The sequence below is a fragment of the Shewanella aestuarii genome (assembly GCF_014647215.1).
GTDB lineage: Bacteria > Pseudomonadota > Gammaproteobacteria > Enterobacterales > Shewanellaceae > Shewanella > Shewanella aestuarii.
Genome location: NZ_BMOT01000002.1, coordinates 229,514 through 249,132, shown reverse-complemented (window position 1 = coordinate 249,132; position 19,619 = coordinate 229,514). Strand labels below are relative to the sequence as shown.

At 40.9% G+C, this 19,619-nt stretch carries 19 protein-coding genes and 3 tRNA genes; 5 read left to right on the top strand and 17 right to left on the bottom strand.

Annotated features, from left to right (window positions below):
* Nucleotides 1-82: 82 nt before the first annotated feature.
* From IEY03_RS04955 to orn, 17 genes are all read right to left on the bottom strand, one after another.
* Nucleotides 83-781, bottom strand: a complete 699-nt coding sequence (locus tag IEY03_RS04955; protein ID WP_188840245.1) for a cytochrome c1 — start codon at nt 779-781, stop codon at nt 83-85.
* Nucleotides 781-1,995: a cytochrome b gene (locus IEY03_RS04950; protein ID WP_188840244.1), complete on the bottom strand. Its 1,215-nt coding sequence runs from the start codon at nt 1,993-1,995 to the stop codon at nt 781-783. Before IEY03_RS04950 ends, IEY03_RS04955 begins: the two co-directional genes overlap by 1 nt.
* Complete coding sequence (gene petA, locus IEY03_RS04945; RefSeq protein ID WP_188840243.1) at nt 1,995-2,585, bottom strand: ubiquinol-cytochrome c reductase iron-sulfur subunit; 591 nt, start codon at nt 2,583-2,585, stop codon at nt 1,995-1,997. Before petA ends, IEY03_RS04950 begins: the two co-directional genes overlap by 1 nt.
* Before the next feature lie 409 nt (nt 2,586-2,994).
* Nucleotides 2,995-3,885 carry a protease modulator HflC gene (hflC, locus tag IEY03_RS04940; protein ID WP_188840242.1) on the bottom strand — a complete coding sequence of 297 codons (891 nt, stop codon included), beginning with the start codon at nt 3,883-3,885 and terminating at the stop codon, nt 2,995-2,997.
* 3 nt (nt 3,886-3,888) lie between these two features.
* A complete protein-coding gene (gene hflK / locus IEY03_RS04935; RefSeq protein ID WP_188840241.1) occupies nt 3,889-5,046 on the bottom strand; it encodes an FtsH protease activity modulator HflK in 1,158 nt (385 codons plus the stop codon).
* 33 nt (nt 5,047-5,079) lie between these two features.
* Nucleotides 5,080-6,387 carry a ribosome rescue GTPase HflX gene (gene hflX, locus IEY03_RS04930; RefSeq protein WP_188840240.1) on the bottom strand — a complete coding sequence of 436 codons (1,308 nt, stop codon included), beginning with the start codon at nt 6,385-6,387 and terminating at the stop codon, nt 5,080-5,082.
* Nucleotides 6,388-6,408: 21 nt separating this feature from the next.
* On the bottom strand, nt 6,409-6,666 hold the full coding sequence (gene hfq, locus IEY03_RS04925; RefSeq protein WP_188840239.1) for an RNA chaperone Hfq: 258 nt from the start codon (nt 6,664-6,666) through the stop codon (nt 6,409-6,411).
* A gap of 83 nt (nt 6,667-6,749) precedes the next feature.
* Nucleotides 6,750-7,676, bottom strand: coding sequence for a tRNA (adenosine(37)-N6)-dimethylallyltransferase MiaA (miaA, locus tag IEY03_RS04920; protein WP_188840238.1), 927 nt, complete (start codon nt 7,674-7,676; stop codon nt 6,750-6,752).
* Nucleotides 7,673-9,622 (bottom strand): DNA mismatch repair endonuclease MutL, encoded by a 1,950-nt coding sequence (gene mutL / locus IEY03_RS04915; RefSeq protein ID WP_188840237.1) that lies wholly within the window; start codon nt 9,620-9,622, stop codon nt 7,673-7,675. Before mutL ends, miaA begins: the two co-directional genes overlap by 4 nt.
* Nucleotides 9,623-9,624: 2 nt before the next feature.
* Nucleotides 9,625-10,947 carry an N-acetylmuramoyl-L-alanine amidase gene (locus IEY03_RS04910; RefSeq protein ID WP_188840236.1) on the bottom strand — a complete coding sequence of 441 codons (1,323 nt, stop codon included), beginning with the start codon at nt 10,945-10,947 and terminating at the stop codon, nt 9,625-9,627.
* A gap of 2 nt (nt 10,948-10,949) precedes the next feature.
* Entirely contained in the window at nt 10,950-11,408 is a 459-nt protein-coding gene (gene tsaE / locus IEY03_RS04905; protein WP_188840235.1) for a tRNA (adenosine(37)-N6)-threonylcarbamoyltransferase complex ATPase subunit type 1 TsaE, read from the bottom strand.
* Nucleotides 11,409-11,573: 165 nt separating this feature from the next.
* Complete coding sequence (locus IEY03_RS04900; RefSeq protein WP_188840234.1) at nt 11,574-12,029, bottom strand: hypothetical protein; 456 nt, start codon at nt 12,027-12,029, stop codon at nt 11,574-11,576.
* 303 nt (nt 12,030-12,332) lie between these two features.
* Complete coding sequence (locus tag IEY03_RS04895) at nt 12,333-13,094, bottom strand: EAL domain-containing protein (RefSeq protein WP_188840233.1); 762 nt, start codon at nt 13,092-13,094, stop codon at nt 12,333-12,335.
* Between the two features lie 706 nt (nt 13,095-13,800).
* Nucleotides 13,801-13,876 (bottom strand) — tRNA-Gly (locus IEY03_RS04890).
* A 19-nt stretch (nt 13,877-13,895) separates the two neighbouring features.
* Nucleotides 13,896-13,971, bottom strand: a tRNA-Gly gene (locus tag IEY03_RS04885).
* 87 nt (nt 13,972-14,058) lie between these two features.
* A tRNA-Gly gene (locus IEY03_RS04880) sits at nt 14,059-14,134 on the bottom strand.
* Nucleotides 14,135-14,266: 132 nt separating this feature from the next.
* A complete protein-coding gene (orn, locus tag IEY03_RS04875) occupies nt 14,267-14,812 on the bottom strand; it encodes an oligoribonuclease (RefSeq protein WP_188840232.1) in 546 nt (181 codons plus the stop codon).
* Between the two features lie 111 nt (nt 14,813-14,923).
* Here orn and rsgA point away from each other — a divergent pair, with 111 nt between their 5' ends.
* The 5 genes from rsgA to IEY03_RS04850 all read left to right on the top strand — a co-directional run bounded on the left by rsgA (nt 14,924) and on the right by IEY03_RS04850 (nt 19,616).
* Complete coding sequence (gene rsgA / locus IEY03_RS04870; protein WP_188840231.1) at nt 14,924-15,988, top strand: small ribosomal subunit biogenesis GTPase RsgA; 1,065 nt, start codon at nt 14,924-14,926, stop codon at nt 15,986-15,988.
* A 96-nt stretch (nt 15,989-16,084) separates the two neighbouring features.
* The gene (gene asd / locus IEY03_RS04865) at nt 16,085-16,951 is read left to right on the top strand and encodes an archaetidylserine decarboxylase (protein WP_188840230.1); all 867 of its coding nucleotides are present in this window, start codon (nt 16,085-16,087) and stop codon (nt 16,949-16,951) included.
* Between the two features lie 11 nt (nt 16,952-16,962).
* Nucleotides 16,963-17,835: a DMT family transporter gene (locus IEY03_RS04860; protein ID WP_188840229.1), complete on the top strand. Its 873-nt coding sequence runs from the start codon at nt 16,963-16,965 to the stop codon at nt 17,833-17,835.
* A 255-nt stretch (nt 17,836-18,090) separates the two neighbouring features.
* On the top strand, nt 18,091-18,822 hold the full coding sequence (locus tag IEY03_RS04855) for a glycerophosphodiester phosphodiesterase (protein ID WP_188840228.1): 732 nt from the start codon (nt 18,091-18,093) through the stop codon (nt 18,820-18,822).
* A gap of 77 nt (nt 18,823-18,899) precedes the next feature.
* The gene (locus tag IEY03_RS04850; protein WP_188840227.1) at nt 18,900-19,616 is read left to right on the top strand and encodes an ABC transporter ATP-binding protein; all 717 of its coding nucleotides are present in this window, start codon (nt 18,900-18,902) and stop codon (nt 19,614-19,616) included.
* Nucleotides 19,617-19,619: the final 3 nt, after the last annotated feature.

Genomic DNA, 19,619 nt, shown 5'->3' with positions numbered 1-19,619 from the left:
GAATCTAAAAAAACAAAACAAACGAGGGGCTAAGCCCCTCGTTTACATTACGCGGATAATACATTTTACCCGTTATTTGATGCTAGTGCACATCTTTCCAGTATTCTTTCTTCAAGAAGTAAGCAATGATGAAGAAAATAAACAGGAATCCGAGTACCCACCAACCTAAAGCTTCACGCTCTAACTTAACTGGATCACCTGAATATACAAGGAAACCGGTCAAATCACGCATCGCTTGGTCATACTCTTCAGCGGTCATTGAACCACCAGTGGTCACGAATGTGCCGTCTTCTTGTTTTACTGGAAGTCCTTGAAGACCTTGTAAAACATGAGGCATACCCACTAATGGGAATACGGTATTATTCACACCAAATGGACGAGACTCGTCTGCATAGAAGCCTTTTAAGTATGAGTAAACCCAATCAGCACCACGTACACGGGCAACTAAAGTTAAGTCTGGTGGCGCAGCACCAAACCATTTAGCAGCATCAGCTGTAGGGATTGAGTTTTCCATAAGCTCACCGATTTTAGCTCCGGTGAACATATACTTATTACGCATATCATCTGCAGAGATATTCAAATCCGTTGCGACACGCTCATAACGTTGATACTGAGTGCTATGACAACCAGAACAATAGTGTTGGAACATATCCAAACCACGCTCTAGTGAAGCTGTATCATGTAAATCAACGTTAGCGCTTTCTAAATGAACATTATGACCACCCGCTGCCATAGCAAGAGATGGCACTAATGTTACTAATGCAATCAATAACTTTTTCATTAGTGTGTCACCCTCGTTGGCTCTGGCTTAGTTTTCTCATTTTTACTGTACACCCAAAGGGCGACGAAGAAACCAAAATAAGTCAGAGTGAAAATACGTGCAACAATCGTTAGTGTAGGTGTTGCTGGAACCGCACCTAAATAACCTAAAACGATGAACGACACAGTAAATTGAGCAATGTTTATCTTGTGGATCAAACCACGGTAGCGGATTGATTTCACTTTACAGCGATCAAGCCAAGGTAGAATAAACAATACCGCAATCGACAAGCCCATGCCGACAACCCCTAATAGTTTGTCAGGAATTGCACGTAAAATTGCATAGAACGGCGTGAAGTACCAAACTGGGGCAATGTGCTCAGGTGTTTTCATTGGGTTCGCTGCTTCAAAGTTTGGCTTCTCTAGGAAATATCCACCACCTTCTGGCATAAAGAACAGCACGTAACAGAACACAATTAAGAAACCAGCCACACCCATAATGTCTTTAACAGTGTAATAAGGGTGGAATGGGATCGCATCAACTGGCCAGCCGTTTTCGTCTTTATTCTTTTTAATCTCAACACCATCAGGGTTGTTAGAACCCACTTCGTGTAAGGCGATTAAATGTAAGAACACCAATACAACTAACACTAAAGGCAAAGCAATAACATGCAATGCGAAGAAGCGGTTTAGCGTTGCACCAGAGATAACGTAGTCACCACGGATCCATAGTGTTAGGTCATCACCAATAACAGGAATGGCACCGAACAATGAAATAATTACCTGTGCACCCCAGTAAGACATTTGTCCCCAAGGAAGTAGGTAACCCATGAAGGCTTCAGCCATTAGCACGAGGAATATCAACATACCGAATAACCAGAGTAATTCTCTTGGCTTCTGGTAAGAACCGTAGATTAATCCACGGAACATATGTAAATAAATCACCACGAAGAACGCTGAGGCTCCGGTGGAGTGCATATATCGAAGTAACCAACCATATTCAACATCACGCATGATGTATTCAACAGAAGCGAAAGCACCTTCCGCTGTTGGTACGTAGTTCATGGTTAACCAAATACCTGTTAGTAACTGATTAACTAAAACTAATAGAGCTAATGAACCAAAGAAATACCAAAAGTTAAAGTTCTTCGGTGTCGGATATTGACCAACATGGCGATTATAGGTCGCCGTCATTGGGATGCGAGCATCAATCCAATCAATAATATTCTTAACCATTACGCCGCTCCCGTATCAAGACCGATGAGCACAGTATTGTCATCAACATAGTGATGTGGCGGAATAACGAGGTTCAATGGCGCAGGAACGCCTTGGAACACACGACCGGCCATATCAAACTTAGAACCATGACAAGGACAGAAGAAACCAGATGGCACACCTTCTACTTGCTCACCAAATGAATCTGGTAAATAAGTAGGTGAACAACCTAAGTGAGTACAAATACCGACAGCAATAAAGAACTCTGGCTTAATTGAACGTGCGGCATTTTGAGCGTACTCAGGTTGCTGCATTTCTTCTGAAGCAGGATCACGTAATTGGCCATCTAACGAGGCAAGTCCGTTTAATACAGCTTCTGTACGACGTACGACCCAAACAGGTTTTCCGCGCCATTCGACACGAATTAACTGACCTGGCTCTACTTTACTAATATTTACTTCGACCGGCGCACCTGCAGCTTTCGCTTTGGCACTCGGATTCCATGACTTGATGAAAGGAACCGCTACAGCTACGGCACCTGCACCACCTACTACGGCGGTTGCGGCTGTCAGGAATCTGCGACGTCCGGTATCGACTGGCGCATTGCTCATCCACTTATCTCCCAGAGGGTGTTGGAATTTTTATATTTCAATAATTTAACCCCTGTTAGGGTCGCGTTAAATTATCATAGTTTGAGGCGGGGCTCATTATAGCGAAAAATTAGAAGCAGATCATAGCGAAAACACACAACTAAATTGCGGATTAAGTCGTATTGACGAAAAAATGTAACTTTTTCGGTTTAAAAGTGAATATTTTTGAGCTGAAAATTAACAAAAATATGCCTATAAGCCATTGATTTAAATTAATATCAATTTAAACAAGTTTAGCTAATTTAGACCAAAGCAGTAGAGTTTAAAAATAATTATTTTTTTATAGCAAACGATGATAATAATTCACTAAATATAGGCACAAAAAAGCCCGATAACTATCGGGCTTTTCCACAAAAACTAACAAGTTAGTTTATTTTCCATTCATTGACTTCATGTACTTAAAGAAATCACTATCCGGCTCTAGCACCATGATATCTGAATTGCCTGCAAAACTTTCTTTATAAGCTTCTAAGCTACGTAAAAAGCCATAAAACTCTGCATCTTTGTTGTAAGCATCAGCATAAATCTTAGCCGCAAGCGCATCGCCGTCACCACGAATGGTTAATGCATTACGCTCTGCACCTGCAACTTTAACCGTCACGTTTGCATCGGTTGTTGCACGGATAATTTCAGCCTGTTCTTTACCTTGAGCACGATGCTCTTTTGCTACCGCTTGACGCTCGGCACGCATACGTTGGTAAATACTATTACTCACGTTTGCAGGTAAGTTAATTTGCTTAACACGAACGTCAACAACTTCAATACCTAAGTTAGCAGCACTTTCAGATGCATTGGTTAACGCATCAATTTGCAGCTCATCACGCTTACCAGAAACAATCTCTCTAATCGTGCGACGACCAAATTCGGTACGTAAATCGTTGCTGATTTTGGCTTGTAATAACTTTTCTGCATTGGCTTTAATACCGCCATTAGTAGAAAGATAATACTTTTCAAAATCATTGATACGCCATTTTACGTACGAATCCACCATTAAGTCTTTCTTTTCAGATGTAACGAAACGGTCAGCAGCACCATCTAAAGTCTGGATACGAGCATCCATATAACGTGGCTTATCTACAACTGGAAACTTAATGTGTAAGCCCGGTTGAAATACGCGAGTCACCTCTTCACCATCAATGTTGTCTTTGACTACTTTACCGAAGCGCGAAACGATAGCTCGCTCACCTTCGTTGACAACCATCACAGATGAAAAACCAATACCTAGGATCACCACAAGAATAATTAAACCAAATCTACCCATGAGTTATCCTCTCCCTTGGCGAGTTCGCTCTTCACGAGATAAACGACCATCTGTAGGCATACTCGTTACTGGAGTATTTGCATTACCTGAAACAGAGTTAATATGACGTTCAACTTCTGGCTCTACCGCTTTACGGCTAGCCTTATCATTGTTCATCAGCTTATCTAACGGTAAATACATTAAATTGCCGTTGTTTTTAGCATCAATTAACACTTTATTGGTATCAGACATCACATCTTGCATAGCATCTAAGTACAAACGTTTGCGAGTGACTTCTGGCGCCGCTTTATATTCAGGTAAAAGCTTTTCAAAACGAGCGACTTTACCTTCAGCTTCTAACACAACACGCTGCTTATAAGCATTTGCTTGCTGCGCCATACGTTCAACTTGACCACGAGCTTTAGGTTCAATTTCGCGAGAATAAGCTTCTGCTTCACGAATAAAACGCTGTTCATCCTCTTGAGCTGAAATCGCATCATCAAAAGCATCTTTCACTTCTTCTGGTGGACGAGCGGGCAAGAAGTTAACGTCTTCAATTTTAAGACCTAACTTGTAAGGCTCAATAATACGTTCTAGCTCACGCCACGTGTCGCGACGGATCGCATCACGGCCTGTGGTTAAAATATCGTCCATACGATTATGACCAACAACATAGCGCAATGCGCTGTCTGTAGCCTCACGTAAACTGGCGTTTGCATCGACAGCACTAAAAACATATGAATAAGCATCTTGGATACTGTACTGCACCACAAGCTCAACTTTCACTACGTTTTCATCTGATGTCAACATGCTGCCTGACGCAGGAATAGTACGATACGTTTTCACGTCAATTGGAAAGACTTCATCAATAAAAGTCGCTTTCCAATGTAGACCAGGGCCTACTTCACCAATGTGTTGACCAAAACGTAGCATCACTCCGCGCTCTGCTTCTTTAACCGTATATAGACCCGATAGGCCCCATACAATTAATGCGATCGCAACAAGAATTACGATGAAGGTAGAGTTAAAAGGTTGCCCTGAAGCAGCCCCACCACCTTTACCGCCAAAACGTTTTGAAAGGTTACGAAAAACTTCGTCGAGATCCGGTGGTCCTTTATCGTTACCACCTTTATTTCCCCAAGGGTCTTTATTCCCCTTGTTACCGGGCTCATTCCAAGCCATTTAGCACTCCATAATTGGATGAAATAAATGAGATTAACAAGATACTTCTGCTTCTGATGGTTCAAAAACAAGAGTTTCCAATTCCCCCTGACTCTGTTTCATTAATCGGCGCCAATCGGCTTCCGAAAGACGAACAGACAAAATACAGTTCCCCAGATCGTCATACTCTTTCTGCTGTATTGCATCCAGTCGATAAAACTGGCCAAGATAATGTCCAGCAGAGGCTGGTATTTTCAATGTCCGCTCATAGATAACCGCACCAATTAACTCAGTAACAGCCTGTAATAGCAGATCAAATCCAATGCGTTTTTGTGCAGATACCCACACACGCTCAGGTTTGCCTTCATCGTCATAGTCAATTCGAGGGGCAAAGTCTTCAAGTAAATCGATCTTATTACACACGACTAATTGAGTGATTTCATCCGCTTCGATTTCTTCAAGTACGCTTTGTACCTGCTCGAAATTTTCAGTCATGTTGTCATCAGCACAATCAACTATATGTAATAGTAAATCCGCTTGGCGTGTTTCCTGTAGTGTGGCTTTAAACGCCGCAACTAGGTCATGGGGTAAATGACGAATAAAACCAACGGTGTCAGCTAATATCACTGCACCATCGGGTAATTCTAGCTTACGCAGTGTTGGATCAAGAGTGGCGAACAATTGATCAGCGGCATATACCTCAGACAGTGTTAAGGAGTTAAACAATGTCGATTTCCCGGCATTGGTATACCCCACTAACGCTACTGTGGCCATGTCACTGCGTTTACGAGCTCGGCGGCTTTGCTCACGTTGTTTATCTACTTTATCGAGGCGTTTATTAATATTCTTAATCCGGCCACGCAGTAAACGTCTATCGGTTTCGAGCTGAGTTTCCCCGGGCCCACGCATACCGATACCACCTTTTTGTCGCTCAAGGTGAGTCCATCCACGAATTAGACGCGTTGACATGTGGCGCAATTGCGCTAGCTCCACTTGTAACTTGCCTTCGTGAGTACGGGCTCGTTGAGCAAATATATCTAGGATTAATGTTGTTCTATCTAATACTCTACATTGACACACAGCCTCAAGATTACGCTCTTGGGCGGGGCTCAGCGCATGATTAAAAATAACGACATTGGCTTCTGTTGCTGCAACCATAGCAGCCAACTCTTCTGCCTTGCCCGTACCGATAAAAAACTTACGGTCAGGCGAACGACGACTACCTGTTATTACCCCTACCGAGCGTGCACCTGCAGACTCAACTAATAGCTGTAATTCCAATAAATCTTCACGACGTTCTTCGTCAGAAAACTCGATATGAACAAGTACTGCTGTTTCTCCAGCTTCATAACGATCAAACAAGAAGCATATCCTTTTTAGTTATTATTCCGCGTCATCTTCATCAGAAGCATTAGGGCCTTGATGATTTGATACATTGAATGGACGCGCTGGAACGACTGTCGAAATGGCATGTTTGTAAACCATTTGACTCACTGTGTTTTTTAGTAGGATCACGAATTGATCAAAAGACTCAACCTGTCCTTGCAGTTTGATACCGTTTACTAAATAAATTGAAACGGGTACACGCTCACGACGTAGAGCGTTTAAAAATGGGTCTTGTAAAGATTGCCCCTTAGCCATTTTGTAATTTCCTTTTTCTTTTTAAAATACGTAATTCAAGTTTTATTGTTTAGTTTGAGTATTATACAGTAACAGCTAATTAGCTAGCGGCATTGTCGCATAAGTGTAACTAAATTCTTTTCATCGCCGCTTTCAAGCCACTGTAAATCAGGCCAACTTCTCAACCATGTTAATTGACGTTTGGCCAATTGCCTAGTAGCTGCGGTAGCTTTTTCGACCATAGTCGCATGATCATATTCATTATCTAGATACTGCCAACACTGCCGATAACCCACACAACGCATAGATGGCATATCTAAATGTAGATCGCCGCGCGCTTTTAAACGAGCAACTTCCTGTGTAAAACCTTGTTCAAGCATCATCACAAATCGTTTTGCAATCAAATCATGTAATACTTTTCTATCTGTCGGCGCTATTGCAAATTGTACTACATCATAGGGCAAGGCTGCTGACTTAGTTTGAGTTAACTCGGTCATTGTTTTACCCGTTATGCGAAACACTTCCAGTGCCCGCGACAATCTTTGAGGGTCATTTGGATGAATTCGCTCACCGGCAACAGGGTCAATTTCGCACAACTGGCGGTGTAACACTTCCCAGCCTAGGCACTCTGCCTCAGCAAAAATTTGCGCTCTAATGGCTTCATCTGCACTTGGTAAAGGTGACAAACCCTCAAGTAATGCTTTGAAGTACATCATGGTACCACCTACTAATAAAGGAGTTTTACCACGAGCAATAATTTTCTCAATTTCAGCTAACGCATCACGACGAAAATCAGCTGCAGAATAACTTTCACTCGGATCGAGTATATCGATCAAACGATGAGGGGCTAATGCAAGTTCTTCTGCTGTAGGCTTGGCAGTGCCTACATCCATGTCACGATAAATCAGCGCCGAATCAACCGAAATTAACTCACAGTTATGCTGCTGAGCCATTTGAATCGCCAACGAAGTTTTACCTGAGGCTGTAGGCCCCATTAAAAAAATTATTTTTGGCTGTTCGATTGTATTCACGCGTTTTCTTTAATCCATGCTTGCCAAGGAAGTACCTGGGCATTCGCTAAAATTATTTGCTTAGCTTCATCTTGCAGTAGACAAAACTTTTGCCAAATAGTTTGTGCAGTCATAAACTGTTTGGTCGATTGTTGCGCAATCCATAATGCTAAAGCTTCATTATTGGGTTTGGTCGCATTCATCCATTGTAATAGTTCTGGAATAACTGCCGCTAATTGGCTATCTCTCAAATATGGGGGCACTTTTTTAATAATCAACTGCCCGTAACGAATTGTTAATTCAATACCCAATTGACGCCAAAATGGTTCATTTTGATCTAGGGTTAATTGCCAATCTGGATCAGCCTTTACAGATACAGGCATAAGTAGAGGTTGGCCAATTAATCCCGTGGCTAATTTATGCAAAATCTCATGGCGTAAAACCGCTTGCTGCACGGCAAGTATCGGCATTAATTTTAATTCATTTTCATCAACTAAAACCCAAAATTGCCCATCGAGCACATTTGGCATCTCGGCCAAGTTGGCAATATCCTGAGTAAGCACATGTGTTTGATGTGTATCGTCAGGTGCACTTTTGGCATGTTCAGGGTTTTGTAACAGTTGCCCATAGCTGTTAATGGCGGCTTGAGTAACTGATGTGTTTGGCGATTGGGTGAAAGCCCGATTTAATTGTTCATGCTTATCAACGCTTGAATCATAGCGAGGTTTTATATCAGAAGAGTATCCACCAAATGAATGACTTGCCTGACCTGGAACATGCATACTGCCAAATTGGCTAACGCTATTAGGGCGACGAGAATCATTAGATGATGCATATTCCTGCCGAGAAAGTCCCTGTGCGGAGTCGGCTAAGGCAAAGTCGTCGGTTTTTGACTGCGAATGAGAATAATCCGATTGTTGAGAAGATTTATTTTCATTCGAAACATTTGCCCTAGATTGTTGAGAGACTAATTCAACCATTTGCGACAATGCAGACTGCAAGGCTTGTAAAATAAAGTCATGCACATAACGTGATTGATGAAAACGTACTTCATGTTTTGCTGGGTGAACATTTACATCAACTTGATGAGGATCTAAATCAAGCATCAGCACGTAACCTGGTTGATGTTCTACTCCATGTTCAGCAAAAGCTTGTCGCACGGCATGATTAACCAGTCGGTCACGCACTAAACGTCCATTGACATAAAAATAGCTACTTTCACTGATCACATTGTCAAACGGCGACTGTAAGTACCCTCGAAGAGACAAGCCATCGTGTTCACAGGAAACGGTCAGTGCATTTTCAGCAAACTGGCGGCCACAGATTTGACCTAAGCGTTGTTGATGTTGAATATCGGTATTCGCAGGTCGATATTGACGCACTAATTTGCCATTGTGGGTCAAGGTAAAGTGAATATCGCAACGCGCAATAGCAATCCGCTTTAACCATTCATCAATATGAGTAAACTCAGTTTTATCACTTTTTAAAAAACGTCTTCTGGCAGGGGTATTAAAGAATAAATCGACAACATCAATAGTAGAACCCTGAGGGTGAGCCGCTGGGGTAATTTTAACATCCATTTGTGAGCCTTCAGCAAAGGCTTGCCATGCTTCAGTTTGCTCTACAGTTTTAGAGGTTAAGGTTAACCTCGCAACAGAACTGATACTCGCTAGCGCCTCGCCCCTAAAACCAAAACTCATGATGGCTTCTAGATCATCTAAACTGTGTACTTTTGATGTGGCATGACGAGAGAGTGCTAAAGCAAGTTCGTCTTTAGGAATGCCAGCACCATTATCGCGGATACGAATAAGTTTGCTGCCGCCTTTATCAATTTCAATATCAACCCGTGTCGCCCCAGCATCTAAACTGTTTTCAACCAACTCTTTAACTACAGATGCCGGACGTTCAACCACTTCACCAGCGGCTATCTGGTTTGCAAGTTGAGGAGGTAACAGTTGAATAGCCATGATTACGCCCTTGGAATAATCAGTTGCTGGCCAATTCTAACCACATCAGACTTTAAATTATTCGCTTTTTTGATGCCATCAACACTCACACCATAACGTCTGGCAATTAGTGATAACGATTCACCTGATTTGACTTTATGTTTAGTGTTAGCGCTTTGTGCAACTAAAGTGCCCGAAGGTGGATTAGTTTCAAAATAACGCACAACCCCTTTATGGATGGCATTCGCCAATTTTTGCTGATGGTTGCGATTGGTTAATAATTTCTCTTCACCTGGGTTAGAAATAAATCCAGTTTCAATTAAAATTGATGGAATATCCGCCGCTTTTAATACCGCTAAACTCGCAGCTTCCGGTGCTTTTTTATGCAAATGGGTGACTGAATCTAAGTCGCGTAAAATATCTTTGGCAATATCATTACTCATAACCATTGAGTTATTTTTCTGCATATCAATGAGGGTTTGGACTAAATATTTTTCAACATCGGAGTTTTGAATAATATCGCCCACACCACCTAGTAATTCAGAATGTTTTTCGGTTTGTTCTAATAGTCGACCTAATTCACTGTCTGCTCGGCGCATAGAAAGTACCCACACAGAAGCGCCTCTTGGTTGAGGTGAGGTAAATGCATCCGCGTGAATAGACAATAATAAATCCGCCTTACTTCGGCGCGCTAATTCAGAGCGGCGATTTAAGTCAACAAAGTAGTCTCCTGTTCGGGTCATCACAGCTTGCATGCCCGGAGTTGCATTAATTTTATCCGCTAAGCGTTTTGAAATATCCAATACTACCCGCTTTTCATACATCCCTGATGGACCGATAGAACCAGGATCTTCTCCACCATGACCAGCATCAATAGCAATGATGATATCTCGATTGGTTCCTGAGGAATGAATAGTCGCTTTTGCTCTGGCTTCTTCACTAAATGAATCATCTAAATCGACCACTAAGCGATTACCATATGGTGCCGTTGGAGATAAGGTGAAAAGATTAGATTTAATCGGCTTAGTCAGATCAAGTACCAATCTAAGTGTCCCTTTCACTGGAGGGCTACTGACACGAATACGTTTAATGAGTTTGCTATTGTTGCTTAATTTATCCAGCTTCACTTTGTTACTGGCATTTTTTATGTCTACAACTAATCGGTCTGGCCCTGTTAATGTAAAAGAGTCATATTCAGGTGCTTGAGATAAATCAAAAACCACACGAGTGGATTCAGGTGCAGCCCAAATACGCACACTATCAAGATCATTCGCGCTCTGTGCAGCAAATGAAAAGCTGGTTGCGACTAAAAAGGCGCAATAGAAAAATATTTTATTTACAGTCATTATTATTTTAATTTTGTCAAAATAGCCTGCCCAGAAGCAGACAAAGCGTTGATTTCAATTTCTCGTTGATTGTCTTTATAACGTAAATGTAAATGAATGTCTGCTTCAGGTAGCATTCCCTGCCCGTGTTCTGGCCATTCAACTAAACAAATACTGCTGGAGTTAAAGTAATCACGAATCCCCATAAACTCTAACTCTTCAGGATCAGCTACACGATATAAATCAAAATGATATACATCAAAACCCTCAAATTCATAGGGTTCAACTAAGGTGTAAGTTGGACTTTTAACCGCACCTTTATGACCTAAGGATTGAATAATACCTCTGCTTAAGGTGGTTTTACCTGCCCCTAAATCACCGGTTAAAAAAATCGTCAATGGAGGAGTTAGACCTTGAGCAACAAATTGCCCCATCGCCACTGTAGCTTGTTCATTTTCAAGATTTTTAACAATAGAAGTCATATCAAACGGCCAATAAAATCATAAAAGAGATCCAAACGTACAATATACCAGAGTTCTATATTTAACTCCTACAGCTGCCATAGGCTTTTTCAACAAATAAAAATGCCAGCAATCTAATTGCTGGCATAAATCAAAGCGGCTGTTATATGACTTAAAGCTTAATTTTTAAATATCATCCATTCGCAATACACTGTGCACTAATCTTTTTTGTTGAGTTTGCGCCACACGAATAACATCTAATAAAGCACTTTTTGCATCATTTGATGAGGTCAGCTCGGCGGTTTTCTCAAGTAGAGCTATCAAACGGTTCTCTAGATCAAGGTGCAATTCTAACAATTGCTCTTCGTCCATATTCGCGGGTAAAGATGTTTCATCACAGCGTTTGAGAAAATCCTCAAACACTACGTCCTGATACCAAGTATCAAGGATTTTTGCAGGAGCATCTTCAATATAGCTTTCTAAGGTATCGTAAATATGCTGCTCATGCTGTTGAAAGTATTCCAACATTAGCTTAACGCGAGACGAGTCAGCATTTCGATGTAATCGTTTATACAACTTACTCATGCCTAAACGGCAATTGGCAACATACTCAAGTAATTCACTTAACTGCTGAATGCGCATATTTTACTACCTCACTTTACAGCCTGATGGTCTCAGGTAACTTTGTTAACATCATTATTAGAAATTTCAGTTAACTATTATTTGAGCAAGGTCATATTTTTTAATGATGGTAGCTAGATATATTAGAAGTAGATTAAGAAATGGGTTGTAGATCACTTATCTGTATTTATTCAGGTTTTGCACATGTCAATAAACTGAAATCGAATAATCGCCGCGCACAAACCAACTGAACAAGGCAAATTGCCCTATAAACATCAATATCGTTTAGCAATGCTAAGTTAAGATCAATTAACTATGACTGACTTATTGAAAACTGACTGTAGGCAAACATTCGAACCCAGGTTTAGCAAAAAAATAACCTTGCATTAATTCGACGCCGGCGTTTTTAAGAAAGATATACTCTTCTTTGCTTTCAATCCCCTCAGCTAAAGGCGTGATGTTAAGCTCGGCAAACATAGCTAGACAATGTTTTAACATTGACTGCCGCACTTTGTCCTTGTCTATGTTTCTGATCAATCCCATATCAAATTTAATAATATCTGTCTGAAAATCTGCCAATAAATTTAATCCCGAATAACCAGAGCCAAAATCGTCAGTTGCCGTTTTAAATCCCAGTAACTGATAATAATCCACAATACTTTTCAGATGTTGGCTATCTTCAATTTTCTCAACTTCAGTAAATTCAAACATGATATTTTCAGTTGGAAATTGATACTTTTTAGCAGCCTCTAATGTGGTACGAATACAGCGCTCAGGGTTGTAAATCGCATTGGGTAAAAAATTAATACTCAGCATCGACGTTATACCCAGTTCTGAGGCAAGAGCAATAGCTTTAACTCGGCAAAGTTGATCAAAAGCATATCGATTTTCGGTATTGACTTGAGACAGGACCTCAAAAGCAGATTCATTGTTAACACCACGAACTAAGGCTTCATAACCAAAGATACTTTGGGTCCGACAATTCACAATAGGCTGAAAAGCCATAGTAAAATCAAATTCGAGAGGCGCTGAATTAGCACAATTAGAACAAGATGATCTTGGTAAGTGGGTTAACTCGTCATTCATTAAAACGGCCTTTTTACCTGCAATTAATCAAAGATTAGTATCTACTTAAAATATAAGCAATATTTTGTCACAATAGCAGGCTATTTTTTTAAATAGATAGTGCATATTTGCACTGTATTCCATTGATAAAATAATCAATATGGGATGTTATTGAACACCAATATCGAACCTTTGTAACACATCTAAGCTTATTTTAATTTTTGAATAGATTTCTCTAACAAGGTGCGTTTTTAAGAGATGATTGGATTGATTGTTGAGGAAACAATAGGGGTATTTATAAGATTGCAGCGATCTTATCGAATCAAGAGCGGTTCGAATCTATGACCTATACCTTGGCAAAAAAGAGGGTATCAACTCTTTCAATTAACTCAACTGAGCTAATTTATTATCAATTTGAATTTGGATTTGGATTTGGATTTGAATAGAGATTTGGAGCGACCTTAACTTATAAAGAGCGGTTCGAACCGATGACCTATACCTTGGCAAAAAAGAGGGTATCAACTCTTTCAATTAACTCAACTGAGTTAATTTATTCTCAATTTTAATTTGGATTTGGATTTGAATAGAGATTTGGAGCGACCTTATTTTATAAAGAGCGGTTCGAATCTATGACCTATACCTTGGCAAAAAAGAGGGTATCAACTCTTTCAATTAACTCAACTGAGCTAATTTATTATCAATTTGGATTTGGATTTGGATAGAGATTTGGAGCGACATATCGGGTTCGAACCGATGACCTATACCTTGGCAAGGTATCGCTCTACCAACTGAGCTAATGTCGCATATCTTGGCACTGAGATTTGGAGCGACATATCGGGTTCGAACCGATGACCTATACCTTGGCAAGGTATCGCTCTACCAACTGAGCTAATGTCGCATATCTTGGCTTAATCAGTCACAATCAAAAGGTATCGTCTTTCTACCTGCCAACTGAGCTAATGTCGCAAATCTTAGCATTGAAATTTGGAGCGACATATCGGGTTCGAACCGATGACCTATACCTTGGCAAGGTATCGCTCTACCAACTGAGCTAATGTCGCAAACTTTCAAATTTCATTCTTTCTATTAATCAGAGTTTGGCGCTCTGTAGAAAGTTGAGGCCGCATTATAGGTAATATTTACTATGCTGCAACCCCTTTTTGCACTCTTTTTGCAAAAACTGAATCGTTTGCTTAAATTTTAAATACCTGACTACGATAATATTGCAACTCTGCTATCGATTCTTTGATATCTTCTAATGCCTGATGAGTATTCTTTTTTGTAAAGCCATCCATAGTTGCAGGGCTCCAACGGCGCACTAATTCTTTAATCGTGCTCACATCAACATTGCGATAATGGAAATAATCTTCTAGTTCAAGCATATATTTATTTAAAAAACGACGATCTTGGCCAATGCTATTACCACACATTGGAGAAGCTCCCTTCGGCACATATTGAGATAAAAATGCAATGGTTTGCTCTATCGCATCTTGCTCAGAATATTGACTGGCCTTTACGCGATCGATCAATCCAGACTCACCATGGTGCTTTTGATTCCAATCATCCATACCCGCAATGACGGCATCGGTTTGATGAATCGCTAAAACAGGTCCTTGAGCTATGATATTTAAATCTTGATCTGTCACTAAAGTAGCAATTTCAATAATTCTATCAACTTCAGGTTCAAGGCCTGTCATTTCAAGATCAACCCATATCAAATTTTTCGCATCAGCAGCCATTTGTTCGCCTTATTCTATCTATCGCCCTAAATTCAGGCTTTTTTATTTCATTGGGTGTATCATAATCCTTTTAATACACAAAAAAATACCTTTATTAATGAAGATCTGCCTGTGAGTAAAAAGAAACCCCTAAGCCAAGGCCAATTAAGGCGCATGCGTGCTAATCAGTCAAAACGATTAAAACGCACCGATTCCGCCAGCGATAATGCTGACCTTCAAGATCATTTACTCACACCTGAACAAGCCGGTGTGGTGATATCTCGTTTTGGACAACATGCGGATATTGAAACCCAAGATGGCACTATTACCCGTTGTAATATTCGCCGTGCCGTCACCAGTTTGGTTACCGGTGACAATGTAATCGTCCGTTTAGCTACTGAAGTGCAATCAGGCTCAAATATTGGTGGAATTGTAGAGGCGGTTCACCCTCGAAAATCGTCCCTTACACGTCCTGATCTCTATGATGGCGTAAAAATTATTGCCGCCAATATTGACCAAATTCTAATTGTGTCGTCAGTTTTACCTAGCTTCACCACCCAGATTATCGACAGATATTTAGTTGCCTGCGAAGATACCGACATCGCACCTGTCATAGTGTTAAACAAAATCGATTTATTAACCGATGAAACCCGGCCTGAAATTGAGCAAGCGCTAAATCGCTATCGTGATATTGGCTATCAAGTTTATCAACTCAGTAGTCATACGGGTGAAGGTATTGACGATATTAAAGCATTACTGAAAGATAAAGTCAGCGTATTTGCAGGCCAATCTGGTGTAGGTAAATCATCATTGATCAATGCATTAATGCCTGAAGCAGACTTATTAATTGGTGACGTTTCTGATAATTCAGGTTTAGGCCAACATACGACTACCACAGCTAAATTGTTACATTTTGCCAGCGGCGGAGATTTAATTGACTCTCCGGGGGTGCGTGAATTTGCCCTGTGGCATTTAGATGCACAAAGAGTTGGTTGGTGTTTTATCGAATTTAGAGACTTTTTAGGCACCTGCAAATTTAGAGACTGTAAACATGGGGATGACCCTGGATGCGCACTGCAAGAGGCTTTAAAAGAAGGCAAAATAGCCCAGGATAGGTTTTATAATTACAGCCGTATTATTGCCAGTCTTGACGAACAACGCCATGCTCGGCATTTTCGAGCCATCGACGATATCTAAATGAATCATGTTACTCATTGCTTGATAGCTGTAATAGAATAATCCAACAACCTATATTTTCGTAAAACGACATAAAAAAAGAGTAAGGGAATTCAATTGGACTCATTAAAAATTGCGTTGCAATACATTATGCCAAAACATTTTTTATCACGCTTAGTTGGCAAGTTTGCAGCAGCTGAAGCCGGTGCATTAACCACCGCATTTATAAAATGGTTTATCAAACAATACAAAATTGATATGTCTGAAGCCGCTAAAAGTGAACCTGAGGATTACCATACGTTTAATGCTTTTTTCACCCGTGAGTTAAAGCAAGGTTTACGTCCAATAAACCAACAAACAAACATAATGGCACACCCAGTTGATGGTGCTGTCAGTCAATGTGGTCCTATTGAAGCAGGCAATATCTTTCAGGCTAAAGGACACAGTTACACTTCACAAGCCTTATTAGGTGGCGATAAAGCAGACGCTGAGCGTTTTGATGGTGGCGACTTTGCCACTATTTATCTTGCGCCTAAAGATTACCATCGAATCCATATGCCAATAAAAGGCACCCTGTCTAAAATGACCTATGTACCTGGCGATTTGTTTTCAGTTAACCCACTAACGGCACAAAATGTACCTGGTTTATTTGCTCGCAATGAACGTGTTGTGGCTATTTTTGAAACTGAAGTAGGTCCATTGGCCATGGTATTAGTTGGCGCAACTATCGTTGCCAGCATAGAGACAGTTTGGGCAGGCACTGTCACACCACCTGGTGGTAAGCAAGTGTTTAGCTGGGATTACCCAACCACAGGACCAGAAGCATTGACCTTAGAAAAAGGGGCTGAAATGGGGCGTTTCAAGTTAGGTAGTACCGTTGTTATGCTGTTTGCTCAAGATGCTATCGACACTTTTGCTGATGGTGTTGAACCCGGCGAAACCACGCGTATGGGTCAAGCCTTTGCAAACATTAACCTTAAATAACCAGTGTTAATGTGACAACCGTTAATCCCCGCTCAGGTCTTATTGAAGTCCATCTAGCCGTATTACTTTTTGGTGGTACGGCGCTATTCTCTAAACTTATTCCGCTAAGTGCGCTTAATATTACTTTTTTGCGCTGTGCGGTTGCGGCTTTGGTGCTGGCAATATTAGTCAAAGCCAGTAAACAAACCTTATTGCTAAGACATAAAAAGGATTACTTCATTGCCATTTTGCTTGGTGTATTAGTTAGCTGCCACTGGGTTACTTACTTTGCCGCAATGCAATTATCCTCGGTAGCAATAGGAATGATCGCCTTTTTTACCTATCCTGTAATGACAGTATTAATCGAGCCCATCATAAATCGTACCCAGTTAAAGTTGGTTGATGTTCTATCTGGTGTAGCGGTACTTGTTGGCGTCATACTACTGATCCCCGAGCCTAACCTCGACAATGATATCACTTTAGGGATTATCGTTGGCGTTATCTCAGCAATGTTATTCACTGCACGTAATTTATTGCATAAACGCTACTTCACTGGTTACAGCGGCCCACATGCGATGTTTTACCAAACCTTAGTCGCTGTGGTGTTCCTAAGTCCTTGGCAAGATGTAACTCTCGCAGACTTAAATCAGCATACTGTCGGGTTAATTATTTTATTAGGGGTAGTCTTTACCGCTGCGCCACATGCATTATTCACTAATGCATTACGCTATTTGAGTGCTAAAACTGTGGGGTTAGTGTCATGCTTACAGCCTTTTTATGGTGCCATGTTTGCATTAATTATTCTTGATGAACACCTAAGCACTAGAACCTTATTCGGCGGTGCAATTATCGTTGCCACGGCTTTATTTGAAACCCAACAAAGTCATAGAAAACATAAAGCTTAAATTTTACTGTTATTTAGCTATGCTGCACTTAAGTTGTGAAACCTACCTCAAATGAACTGAATCACCGAGTGACTGCCAATCGTTATTAATTAAAATTCACTCACATATAATAACCACACCTAACAGGCTTGGTGTTGCCGAAAATGGCAACGAATTGCGCAAAAAATTATATCGAAAGTTCAACAGCTCTAGCCATATTGTTGAAATTAGGGCAAATTAGGTTTTTATGTCATTGCCTGTAAGCTAGGAGCAATAATGCTTATCTTTGCCCATCGAGGCGCCAGCGGTTATCAACCCGAAAATACATTAATTTCGATGCAATTAGCGCTAGATTTAGGTGCCGAAGCGATTGAACTTGATGTGCACAATGTTGAAAACGAACTTGTGGTATTTCATGATCGCCGTTTAGAAGGAAAATCCAATGGCAAAGGGCTTATTCGCCAATCTTCATTATCTGAACTGGCTAATTTAAATGTAAACGGGCAGCCAATACCGACATTATGGCAAGTATTAAGCTTAATAAAAGGTCAATGTATCGTAAACATAGAACTCAAAGGTGATAACACCGTTGAACCTATGTTAGCCATGTATGATGATGTTATTAGCCAGCTGAACTTTACCCCTGCACAGCTACTTTTCAGCTCTTTTAACCATCCCTATCTTGCCAAACTCAAGCAGGCTAAGCCTCAAGCCTATATAGCGCCATTACTGGGGGGCATCCCCCTTGATTTAGCAAAGTCTGTCAGCGATTTACAAGCATATTCATTGCATATTGACCTTGGGTTTATCAGCCAGGCGCTCATTGACGACGCCCACCAGCGTGGGGCTAAAGTGTACGTGTATACGGTAGATAACCCCGATGACATTCGTGCTTTGCAGGCCATAGGAGTAGATGGAGTATTTAGTAACTACCCCGATAAAGCCAAAGCTGCGCTTGCGATACCTAAAGGCCATTATCAAGGTTGGTTTGAATCAGGTTTAGTCTAAATGATCTTTCCCCCTAGAAAGGACGTACCCTTAGAGGAAAAAATACCCATAAAAGGCGTACATTAACAAGGATAAGTATGAGCATTATTGTTGCACTGAAAAATATCAAAAAAGGCTTCAAAGATGGCAGTACTTTCCATCAAGTACTTGATGATGTCAGTCTAAGCCTACATCAAGGGCAAACTGTCGCCTTAACAGGACCCAGTGGCAGCGGTAAAAGTACTTTATTAAATATTATTGCTGGTTTTGAACACTTAGACTCAGGTCAGTTATTGCTCAGCTCTGCGACAAATAACCACGTTTCAACACAATTAGATGACACTTCGCCTTGGCAAGATCAGCATTGGAGCCGATTTAGACGTCAGTCACTCGGAGTCGTATTTCAACAATTTAATTTGCTCACACCTTTGAATGTCAAAGATAACATCAGCTTTTCATTGTCATTAAATCAACAAACATGGAGCCCATGGTGCGATGAATTGTGTGCGCAACTAGGCATAGTTGAGTTGTTATCACGCCCAGTGGAGACCTTATCAGGTGGTCAGCAGCAACGCGTAGCTATCGCGCGTGCCCTCGCCCACAAGCCGAAATTGTTATTAGCCGATGAACCAACAGGTAATTTAGATGAGCAAGCCGGGATGCAGGTTATGGCTCTGCTAACGGATTTAGCCAAGCAAGCCAATAGTTGCATTTTAATGGTCACCCACAGCGATCAATGTGCCGAGTTTATGCAAACTCGCTGGCACCTGCAACAAGGGCATATTGTTGAAACCCATGCTCAAGCATTGGCGTAAGTT

What these genes read in the sequence shown, in the direction of transcription:
- IEY03_RS04955 (WP_188840245.1), bottom strand. Translation starts at nt 781, where the DNA reads ATGAAAAAGTTATTGATTGCATTAGTAACATTAGTGCCATCTCTTGCT.
- IEY03_RS04950 (WP_188840244.1), bottom strand. Translation starts at nt 1,995, where the DNA reads ATGGTTAAGAATATTATTGATTGGATTGATGCTCGCATCCCAATGACG.
- petA (WP_188840243.1), bottom strand. Translation starts at nt 2,585, where the DNA reads ATGAGCAATGCGCCAGTCGATACCGGACGTCGCAGATTCCTGACAGCC.
- hflC (WP_188840242.1), bottom strand. Translation starts at nt 3,885, where the DNA reads ATGGGTAGATTTGGTTTAATTATTCTTGTGGTGATCCTAGGTATTGGT.
- hflK (WP_188840241.1), bottom strand. Translation starts at nt 5,046, where the DNA reads ATGGCTTGGAATGAGCCCGGTAACAAGGGGAATAAAGACCCTTGGGGA.
- hfq (WP_188840239.1), bottom strand. Translation starts at nt 6,666, where the DNA reads ATGGCTAAGGGGCAATCTTTACAAGACCCATTTTTAAACGCTCTACGT.
- mutL (WP_188840237.1), bottom strand. Translation starts at nt 9,622, where the DNA reads ATGGCTATTCAACTGTTACCTCCTCAACTTGCAAACCAGATAGCCGCT.
- IEY03_RS04910 (WP_188840236.1), bottom strand. Translation starts at nt 10,947, where the DNA reads ATGACTGTAAATAAAATATTTTTCTATTGCGCCTTTTTAGTCGCAACC.
- tsaE (WP_188840235.1), bottom strand. Translation starts at nt 11,408, where the DNA reads ATGACTTCTATTGTTAAAAATCTTGAAAATGAACAAGCTACAGTGGCG.
- IEY03_RS04900 (WP_188840234.1), bottom strand. Translation starts at nt 12,029, where the DNA reads ATGCGCATTCAGCAGTTAAGTGAATTACTTGAGTATGTTGCCAATTGC.
- IEY03_RS04895 (WP_188840233.1), bottom strand. Translation starts at nt 13,094, where the DNA reads ATGAATGACGAGTTAACCCACTTACCAAGATCATCTTGTTCTAATTGT.
- orn (WP_188840232.1), bottom strand. Translation starts at nt 14,812, where the DNA reads ATGGCTGCTGATGCGAAAAATTTGATATGGGTTGATCTTGAAATGACA.
- IEY03_RS04855 (WP_188840228.1), top strand. Translation starts at nt 18,091, where the DNA reads ATGCTTATCTTTGCCCATCGAGGCGCCAGCGGTTATCAACCCGAAAAT.
- IEY03_RS04850 (WP_188840227.1), top strand. Translation starts at nt 18,900, where the DNA reads ATGAGCATTATTGTTGCACTGAAAAATATCAAAAAAGGCTTCAAAGAT.